The following is a 5,305-nucleotide window of genomic DNA, read 5'->3' as shown; positions in this document are numbered from 1 at the left end:
GAGGGCACGATGATCAGCCCGCCACCGCCCACGATGGCATCGACCAGCCCGGCGCCGGCCGAAGCCAGCAGCATCATGCCGAGGTTCGTGGCGTCGAGTTCAAGCATGTGGGCGTGCGTGCAAGAAAAAGCCCGGCGTCAGGCCGGGCTGTGATGGGCGGTTCACGCCTGCGATCAGGTGCGGATCTCGCCTTGGCCCAGCACCACGAACTTCATCGAGGTCAGGCCTTCGAGGCCCACCGGGCCGCGCGCGTGGAACTTGTCCGTGCTGATGCCGATCTCGGCGCCCAGGCCGTACTCGAAGCCGTCGGCAAAGCGCGTGGATGCGTTGATCATCACGCTGGCCGAATCGACCTCGCGGATGAAGCGCATGCTGTTGGGCTGGTTCGTGGTCAGGATCGAGTCGGTGTGGTGCGAGCCGTACTGGTTGATGTGGGCGATGGCCTCGTCTAGCGAATCGACCACCTTCACGGCGATGACCGGCGCCAGGTACTCCTCGTACCAGTCCTGCTCGGTGGCATCGACCACCTTGGCGCCAGGCACGTCGGTCAGGATGGCCTTGGCGCGGGCGTCGGCGCGCATTTCCACGCCCTTGTCGGCGAACACCTTGCCGATGAGCGGCAGGAACGCGGCGGCCTGCGCCGCGTGCACCAGCAGCGACTCGGTGGCGTTGCAGGGGCTGTACTTCTGCGTCTTGGCGTTGTCCGTGACCTTCACGGCCAGGGCCAGATCGACCACCTCGTCCACATAGGTGTGGCAGTTGCCATCGAGGTGTTTGATCACGGGCACCTTGGCCTCGGCGCTGATGCGCTCGATCAGGCCCTTGCCCCCGCGCGGGATGATCACGTCCACGAACTGCGGCATGGCGATCAGCTGGCCCACGGCGGCGCGGTCGGTGGTCTGCACCAGCTGCACGGCGTTGGTCGGCAGCCCTGATTCAGCCAGCGCGGCCTGCACCAGCTTCCACAGCGCCAGGTTGGAGTGGATGGCCTCCGAGCCGCCGCGCAGCACGCAGGCGTTGCCGCTCTTGATGGCCAGCGAAGCGGCCTCGATGGTCACGTTCGGGCGCGACTCGTAGATCATGCCGAACACGCCGATGGGCACGCGCATCTGGCCCACGCTGATGCCGGTGGGGCGGCGGCGCACGTTGGTGATCTCGCCGACCGGGTCGGGCAGGGCGGCAACCTGCTCGCAGCTCTCGGCCATGGTCTCGATGACCTTGTCGGTCAGGCGCAGTCGGTCGACCATGGGGGCGGCCAGGCCGTTCTTCTCGGCGTTGGCGATGTCCGACGCGTTGCGCGCCTTGAGCTCGCCAGCGTGGGCGCGGATCTGGCGGGCCAGGGCGAGCAGGGCAGCGTTTTTGCCTCCGGTGCTGGCGGCGGCCATCAGCGTGGCGGCGGCGCGGGCGGCCTGGCCGACGGCGTTCATGTAGTCAGGCACGCTCTGGCCTTCGGACCAGGTGACGGCGGTGGCGACGGATGTGGACGAGGCGTTGGCAGCGGTGTTCATGCCGTGATTGTCTCAAACCTGCCGACAGCCTGCACCCGCTATGCTGCGGGGGCTCCCTGCCGTCGCCCTGATTCCCGTGCCGGGGCTGTGTTGCGGGCGTGCCGACCCCTCATGCCCAAACATCATCAGGTCATCCACATCCACCCCGAGGCGCCGCCCAAGCCGCCCGAGGGTGCGCCCTGCAACGGCTGCGGGGTGTGCTGCCTGGCCGAGCCCTGCCCGGTCGGCATGCTGGTGAGCCGCAAGCGGCGTGGGGCCTGCGATTTGCTCCGCTGGTCCGATGCGCAGGGGCGTTATGTGTGCGGTCTGCTGGCCAATGCCGCAGTGAACGATGCCGCTGTGTGGTCCGGCCAACCTCGGCAACCGTTGTGGCACCGCTTGTGGCGCCGACTTTGGCAGACCTGGGCCCGCCGACTGATCTCCGCGGGCAGTGGTTGCGATGCGAGCATCGAGGTGGGGGAGGCGCCACTGCGCCCGCCACCTCGCCAGAAATGAACCCGTGCAGCCCGCCTACTTCGCGCGCTGCAGCAGGCCGCTCCTGCCTACGATGCTTTCATTGCCCCTTGACGGGCCCGCATCACCCACAGGAGACCACGCCATGCGCCAGAAACTGCTGCAACACCTGCTGTTCGCCGCCATCGCTGCATGGGGCTTGTACCTGACCCAGGGCGTGATCGGCGATGCCCCGCTGCGCGCCCAGGCCGAGTCGGTGAGCACGGCCATGTTGGCGCTGCGTTGATCGGACGTGGCGCCCTCAGCGCCAGCCGAACATGAAACTGCGCGCCAGCAGCCGCTTGACGGGTGGCAACTGCTGCACCGCGCCCAGCCCCAGTCCCCGAATCGTCGCCAGGATCGGCGCCGGCCACGTGAAGCTGCGCGCCAGGAAATCGGTCGCGCCCACGAGCGCCAGCCGGTCAGGCTGACGCCGACGCTCGAACTGTCGCAGTGCCCTGCGCACCTTCATCTCGCGCGTGCCAGCATCGTCGTGGCCCGCCCAGCCCTGCGTCTTGAGGGCTTCCAGCAATTCGTGCACGTCGCGCATGGACAGGTTGAAGCCCTGGCCGGCCACGGGGTGCAGCGTCTGAGCGGCGTTGCCAATGCGCACGACGGCTTCGTCGCTGACCAGCCGGGAGTGTGCGTTGAGCCCCAGAGGGAAGGCCTTCAGCGGCGAGACCTCCAGGATGCGGCCCACGCGGTCGGGGAAGAGGCTGTTCAGCACGGTCATCCGCTGGGTCTCGTCGAGGCCGGCCACCGGGTCGTCCGAGCGCTGCACGCACCACACCAGGGCCGCACGCCTGCCGCTTTCGCCGCCAGCACGCACCGGACCGGGCGGCAAAGGCAGCAGAGCGGCCGGCCCCGAGGGGGTGAAACGCTCGTAGGCGGCGCCATCTTGCGCTGACGACTCCAGTCGCACCTGGCCGACCCAGGCGGTTTGCTCGTAGTCTCGGCTCACGCCCTGCGGCCATTGCAACTTGGGCTGGTCGGCGAAGACGCCGCCTTCGGCCACCACCACGAGGTCGAAGGTCTCGGCGATGTCGGCATCGACTTCGACGCCCTGGCCCATGGCGGTGTCCACGCGCTTGAGCCCCCTAACGGGCGTGCCAAAGCGCATGGCCAGGCGGTGCTCGTCTTGCTCAACGGCTTGCAGCCATGCGGCCTGCAGCGGCGCCACCAGGGTGCCGTAGCTCACCACGGCACCGAGCTGTGGCACACCTTGCTCGCGCGCGGTGATGCTGACTTCGGGTTGCCCGTTGCCTGGCCACAGGACCGTGGGCTGTTGCTGCGAGACGTGCACCTCCAGGATGGGGGCATGTTGACCCGTGCGCGAGATGGCGTCCCAAACACCGATGCGCCCGAGTTCCTGCACGGTGCCCAAAGACAAGGCCAGGGTGCGGGCGTCTTTGGCGATTTCGAGGTCGGCGGGGCGGGCGTCGAACACGGTGACGCTCGCCTCAGGCAGCGCTCGCGCGGCCTGCAAGGCCAGGCTCAGACCGGCAGGGCCGGCGCCAACGATGGCGATGCTGAGCGTGGGGGCGGTGGAGGTGGGCTGATCCATGGTGCGGCGGGTGAGGTGGTGCGCGCTGAGCCGTGATTGTGCGGCGAATCCGAAAGGGGCTTCCTATAATCGCCCGCGTCGGGCTGCAATTCGGCCCCCCATGCGCTGCTTCAGTGCGCGCTCAACAGCCCCCTTCGCCGCGTGACCTCTTCTTCATCCCCCGCCAGCTACCGAGCCCTTGCCGCAGCCGACATGGCTGAGGTCGACCAGGTCATCCACCGTCGGCTGTCTTCGCAGGTCGCGCTGGTCAACCAGATCTCGCACTACATCGTCAGCGCGGGCGGCAAGCGCGTGCGACCCATGCTGCTGCTGTTGATCTCCGGCGCCTTGGGCAACCGTTCCAGCGAGCGCCATGAACTGGCCGCTGTCGTCGAGTTCATCCACACCGCCACGCTGCTGCACGACGACGTGGTGGACGAGTCCGACCTGCGTCGTGGCCGCAAAACCGCCAACGCCATGTTCGGCAACGCTGCCAGCGTGCTGGTGGGCGACTTCCTGTATTCGCGCGCCTTCCAGATGATGGTCTCGACCAACCGCCTGCGCGTGATGGAGGTGCTGGCCGACGCGACCAACGTCATCGCCGAGGGAGAGGTGCTGCAGCTGATGAACATGCACGACCCCGACATCTCGGTGGACGACTACCTGCGTGTCATCGAATACAAGACGGCCAAGCTGTTCGAGGCCTCGGCCCGCCTGGGGGCGCTGATCAGCGACGCCTCGCCCGAGGTCGAAGCCGCTTGCGCCGAATATGGCCGCACCTTGGGCACGGCCTTCCAGCTGATCGACGACCTGCTCGACTACGAAGGCAGCACGGCCGAGCTGGGCAAGAACATCGGTGACGACCTGCGCGAGGGCAAGCCCACGCTGCCGCTGCTGGTGGCCATGCAACGCGGCACGCCCGAAGAGGCCGCACTCATCCGCCAGGCCATCGAGCAGGGCGAAGTCGAGCGCATGGCCCAGATCGTCGAGATCGTCAAACGCACCGGCGCGCTGGACGCCACGCGCGAGGCCGCGCAGCAGCAGGCCGAGCGCGCCAAGCGCTGCCTGGAGCTGCTGCCAGCCAATGAGTGGCGAGAATCTCTGCTAGAATTATCGTTTGACTCGATTCACAGGTCGTCTTGAAGACGACAGGTGCCGTTGTCGAAATCGGGGTGTAGCTTAGCCTGGTAGAGCGCTACGTTCGGGACGTAGAGGCCGGAGGTTCGAATCCTCTCACCCCGACCAGGAATCACCCAAACGCCGCAGCTGGTCTGCGGCGTTTTGTTTTTTCGCAGTCGGATTTCGCCCGATCTCTCATCAGACCATGCGGTTTGACAGCGGGCCCGCCCACAGGTGACGCTCAGCCGCCGTTGCGCAACTCCTGCAGCAGCCGATCGACTTCCAGGCTGGCGCGTTCACGGTGGCGCTCGACGGCCTGACGGACGGTGTCCGGTGCGGCCCGGTCAACGTGAGCGTGCCTGGCTCGGCTGATGGCTCGCAAGGTGGGTTGCAGGGACTGCAGCGCGTCGATTTCGGTCAGCGCCTCCTGGCGGGCCTGCATCAAGTCCAGGGCCGCCCGGCGGGCGTCCGAGCTGAGTTCTTGCGGCGCGATCACCTGGTCGGTGGGGCGCCCCAAGTGGTTGCTCATCGTGAGCTGGCTCGATTGCGGGTCGGCGCGCCAGCCGGTCAACACGCGCGGCGTGGCTTGAGGATCCGGGCTGACCTCGACGCGGCCATCGGCGCGGTGCTGCCAGGACAGCCC

6 protein-coding genes, 1 tRNA gene and 1 pseudogene are annotated in these 5,305 nt (G+C 67.8%); 4 read left to right on the top strand and 4 right to left on the bottom strand.

The features are described 5' to 3' along the window. Nucleotides 1-77, bottom strand: a pseudogene (locus tag B2W70_RS18455) (sulfite exporter TauE/SafE family protein); the annotation flags it as partial. A gap of 96 nt (nt 78-173) precedes the next feature. After that, the gene (locus B2W70_RS13315; RefSeq protein ID WP_286746369.1) at nt 174-1,427 is read right to left on the bottom strand and encodes a glutamate-5-semialdehyde dehydrogenase; all 1,254 of its coding nucleotides are present in this window, start codon (nt 1,425-1,427) and stop codon (nt 174-176) included. A gap of 192 nt (nt 1,428-1,619) precedes the next feature. Here B2W70_RS13315 and B2W70_RS13310 point away from each other — a divergent pair, with 192 nt between their 5' ends. Both B2W70_RS13310 and B2W70_RS13305 read left to right on the top strand, forming a co-directional pair. Then, nucleotides 1,620-2,003 carry a hypothetical protein gene (locus tag B2W70_RS13310; protein ID WP_286746361.1) on the top strand — a complete coding sequence of 128 codons (384 nt, stop codon included), beginning with the start codon at nt 1,620-1,622 and terminating at the stop codon, nt 2,001-2,003. 103 nt (nt 2,004-2,106) lie between these two features. Next, a complete protein-coding gene (locus B2W70_RS13305; RefSeq protein ID WP_286746360.1) occupies nt 2,107-2,247 on the top strand; it encodes a hypothetical protein in 141 nt (46 codons plus the stop codon). Between the two features lie 15 nt (nt 2,248-2,262). Here the strand turns inward: B2W70_RS13305 and B2W70_RS13300 are convergent, their stop codons facing one another. Beyond that, the gene (locus B2W70_RS13300) at nt 2,263-3,564 is read right to left on the bottom strand and encodes an FAD-dependent monooxygenase (RefSeq protein ID WP_286746358.1); all 1,302 of its coding nucleotides are present in this window, start codon (nt 3,562-3,564) and stop codon (nt 2,263-2,265) included. A 192-nt stretch (nt 3,565-3,756) separates the two neighbouring features. On the opposite strand from B2W70_RS13300, the gene ispB reads away from it, so the two are divergent. After that, a complete protein-coding gene (gene ispB, locus B2W70_RS13295; RefSeq protein ID WP_414631068.1) occupies nt 3,757-4,686 on the top strand; it encodes an octaprenyl diphosphate synthase in 930 nt (309 codons plus the stop codon). Nucleotides 4,687-4,711: 25 nt separating this feature from the next. After that, nucleotides 4,712-4,788: transfer RNA gene (locus B2W70_RS13290), tRNA-Pro, on the top strand. Nucleotides 4,789-4,903: 115 nt separating this feature from the next. Here the strand turns inward: B2W70_RS13290 and B2W70_RS13285 are convergent. Continuing rightward, nucleotides 4,904-5,305, bottom strand: a 402-nt coding sequence (locus B2W70_RS13285) for a hypothetical protein (RefSeq protein ID WP_286746354.1), incomplete at its 5' end; no start/stop codon positions are given.

Origin of the sequence: Aquabacterium sp. UBA2148 (assembly GCF_002328915.1) — a bacterium.
In the GTDB taxonomy this organism is placed as follows: Bacteria; Pseudomonadota; Gammaproteobacteria; order Burkholderiales; family Burkholderiaceae_C; genus Aquabacterium; species Aquabacterium parvum.
Note: the sequence above shows the minus strand (reverse complement) of the source record. Positions and strands in the feature narration are given on the sequence as shown.